Annotated in this window: 5 protein-coding genes; 1 reads left to right on the top strand and 4 read right to left on the bottom strand. The window is 49.0% G+C overall.

Annotation, left to right across the window (positions count from 1 at the left end; all coding sequences use genetic code 11):
- Window positions 1–79: 79 nt before the first annotated feature.
- Genes tcmP through FHS03_RS27825 form a run of 3 tightly spaced genes read right to left on the bottom strand, consistent with a single transcriptional unit; the run spans window position 80 to window position 1,431 of the window.
- Window positions 80–430 carry a three-Cys-motif partner protein TcmP gene (gene tcmP, locus FHS03_RS27835; protein ID WP_183444172.1) on the bottom strand — a complete coding sequence of 117 codons (351 nt, stop codon included), beginning with the start codon at window positions 428–430 and terminating at the stop codon, window positions 80–82.
- Between the two features lie 12 nt (window positions 431–442).
- A complete protein-coding gene (locus FHS03_RS27830; protein WP_183444170.1) occupies window positions 443–1,180 on the bottom strand; it encodes a DUF5131 family protein in 738 nt (245 codons plus the stop codon).
- Window positions 1,177–1,431, bottom strand: coding sequence for a hypothetical protein (locus FHS03_RS27825; RefSeq protein ID WP_183444169.1), 255 nt, complete (start codon window positions 1,429–1,431; stop codon window positions 1,177–1,179). The genes FHS03_RS27830 and FHS03_RS27825 overlap by 4 nt, the downstream gene beginning before the upstream one ends.
- 208 nt (window positions 1,432–1,639) lie before the next feature.
- Between FHS03_RS27825 and FHS03_RS27820 the strand changes: the two genes are divergently transcribed.
- Window positions 1,640–1,912, top strand: coding sequence for a hypothetical protein (locus tag FHS03_RS27820; RefSeq protein WP_183444167.1), 273 nt, complete (start codon window positions 1,640–1,642; stop codon window positions 1,910–1,912).
- Window positions 1,913–1,968: 56 nt separating this feature from the next.
- Here FHS03_RS27820 and FHS03_RS27815 read toward each other — a convergent pair whose 3' ends face one another.
- Window positions 1,969–2,121, bottom strand: a complete 153-nt coding sequence (locus tag FHS03_RS27815) for a cytochrome c oxidase subunit 2A (RefSeq protein ID WP_183444166.1) — start codon at window positions 2,119–2,121, stop codon at window positions 1,969–1,971.
- Between the last annotated feature and the right edge of the window lie 101 nt (window positions 2,122–2,222).

Here is a 2,222-nt window from a genome sequence, read left to right as displayed (position 1 = left end):
CAAATCGAACGGAAATATGCTTGATCGGCTCATAGTTCCACCTTTTTTGCGCACCAATCTCGCTAAAAGGGTGAATTGATCAGCGCTTCCCTAGGTGCTGATACGCGTCCCGGCCAGCCTCGACAAAGAAGTGGCTGATGTCCAGCCTGACGGGCTTGGTCCGGCCCTGGTTGATATGAAACTCGGCTTCCTTCTCCGCCTGCAGGAAGATAAAAGGCGAGCCTTTCACAAGCTCGCGGGTATCCTCGTGGTAGTACATGCCACCCCCGGCAAACCCATCCACCAGGGTGAGCTTGAATTCATCACGAGGCTGCCCGCCGACCAGCGTCTGGAAATAGGCCGACAGGTAGGACTCTAAAATTCGATGCTTTGCGATGCTATGCTGTGGAATTAATTCCGGACCATTTTTCCAAGTGAATTGACTAAGCATCGATAGTTCAAATTAAGCCGTTGCTGGCATTTCGTCGTAAGTTCGCCCGTTAATCAGGCGGCCATTATATTTCTTTGCTCGCTTCTTCCCATCAGCACCCCACCCCCCCCACTGCTTGAAGAAGAAGGCCGCGCCTTGCTCTTCACACTGGGCTTGGATGGACTCCACCCACTCCTGTTTCATCGGCCGGGCCTTTGGTCCCGATTCTCCGCCTACGATCACCCAATGAATGTCCGTTAAATCAACGGTGCCAATGTCTTCCAACAGCGGCTCCACCGAAAGGAAACGAACCGATGCATCCACGTGACGCAGAAGGTCAATTCTCGGGAGGCCGTACTTCTGATCCTCTACGGATACGCCAAGCCAAGCATTCCTTGGCGCAACCTTCCCAGCAAAATACTCGGCCAGACGATCCGCTCGCTTGGTCAGAATTTGGAAAGTATGCCAATGCGCCGCAGCAATCGTTTCAAACACCCTATCGACGAAGGAATAAGGAACCGCCTCGTGAAATAAGTCCGACATCGAGTTTACAAAATAGACGGTCGGCTTCTTCCGTTTAAGCGGGTCCTCCAGCCTACTTTCAATCAATGTCAACTTAAAGCCATTTTCGTAACCGGGCGTGCCCATAGCTTGAAGCCGCTCAGCCATTTTCTCAGCATAGCAGTTCTTGCAGCCAGGCGAAACTTTCGTGCAACCGACTGTGGGGTTCCACGTCATCTCGGTCCACTCAATTTTGCTTTCCGTCGTCATTTTTCGCTCCGTCCAATTTCAATTTTGTCCACATCTGCCGCGCTTATAAGGCGCACCAGCGCTTCCCGTTTTGTCAGGCCAGTAGCGTCGCAAAGATATTTTAAACGTGAGCTTGCCGCCTCTGGAAGCCATTCTTGCAAACGCTGAAAACCGTCTTCCTTTTTTTTCTCACGGTAAAGGCTCTGTGCCCGTGCCAGCTGCCCAGCACGACCGCCCTCCAAGACCGAGCGATCCTTGGTTTTCTTGGTCATGATTACAGTAAAATTTGATTACACTGTAATCATATCAAAAAAAGAGAAAAAATCAATAAATTCAAGTCATTGCAGTAACTCAATCCAATGGCTTTTAGATGAAATCGAGGGGGCACTCTCTACGAGCACAAGAGCACCGCATGACGAATATCAAAAAAGCAACACGCCAACTCGTCTAGGCTGAAGAGACACACAGAAGGAGGCTAAGATGACCAATGAACAGCGACCTGATAAGGATCAACACGCATATGATCAGGGAGATTTAGACCTTAAGGAAGTGATTATCGATGAAGCCATTCAGGTGCAGAACTTGATAGGTCAGAAGGCAACAGCGGAACTTTTAGTGAAAAAGGGAATTAACATCCGTACTATCGCCAGGGTGCTTTTGGCCCCCTCACAGAGAAGGAAAAAGGCGCGGAGAAAAAACAACAATAACAAAAAGCTTCCTGATCAAATCGTAATACAGGACGTGAGTATGTGAGAGATGGTGGCTTATCGAAGCCACACATCGCTTGCATTATCCAACGCAAAGTTGTATCACTGTGTCGCTGACGACCTGCCGGTTTTGAAAATAATGAAAGTGAGAAGCAGGACGGCGATCAATGCCAATGCCCCAGTTGGATTTTCTTGCAATACTACAACAAAGTTAGATGCGGCATCGATCACTTCTGACAGCAGTTTGAATTGCATATAGGCTCCTAGGGAAGCGCTGATCAATTCACCCTTTTAGCGAGATTGGTGCGCAAAAAAGGTGGAACTATGAGCCGATCAAGCATATTTCCGTTCGATTT

The organism is Pseudoduganella violacea (assembly GCF_014191875.1).
In the GTDB taxonomy this organism is placed as follows: Bacteria; Pseudomonadota; Gammaproteobacteria; order Burkholderiales; family Burkholderiaceae_D; genus Rugamonas; species Rugamonas violacea_A.
The sequence above is the reverse complement of the archived record's forward strand: the minus strand, read 5'-3'. Positions and strand labels throughout refer to the sequence as shown.

Coding starts and splice junctions, on each gene's coding strand:
- tcmP (WP_183444172.1), bottom strand. CDS start 430: ATGCTTAGTCAATTCACTTGGAAAAATGGTCCGGAATTAATTCCACAG.
- FHS03_RS27830 (WP_183444170.1), bottom strand. CDS start 1,180: ATGACGACGGAAAGCAAAATTGAGTGGACCGAGATGACGTGGAACCCC.
- FHS03_RS27825 (WP_183444169.1), bottom strand. CDS start 1,431: ATGACCAAGAAAACCAAGGATCGCTCGGTCTTGGAGGGCGGTCGTGCT.
- FHS03_RS27820 (WP_183444167.1), top strand. CDS start 1,640: ATGACCAATGAACAGCGACCTGATAAGGATCAACACGCATATGATCAG.
- FHS03_RS27815 (WP_183444166.1), bottom strand. CDS start 2,121: ATGCAATTCAAACTGCTGTCAGAAGTGATCGATGCCGCATCTAACTTT.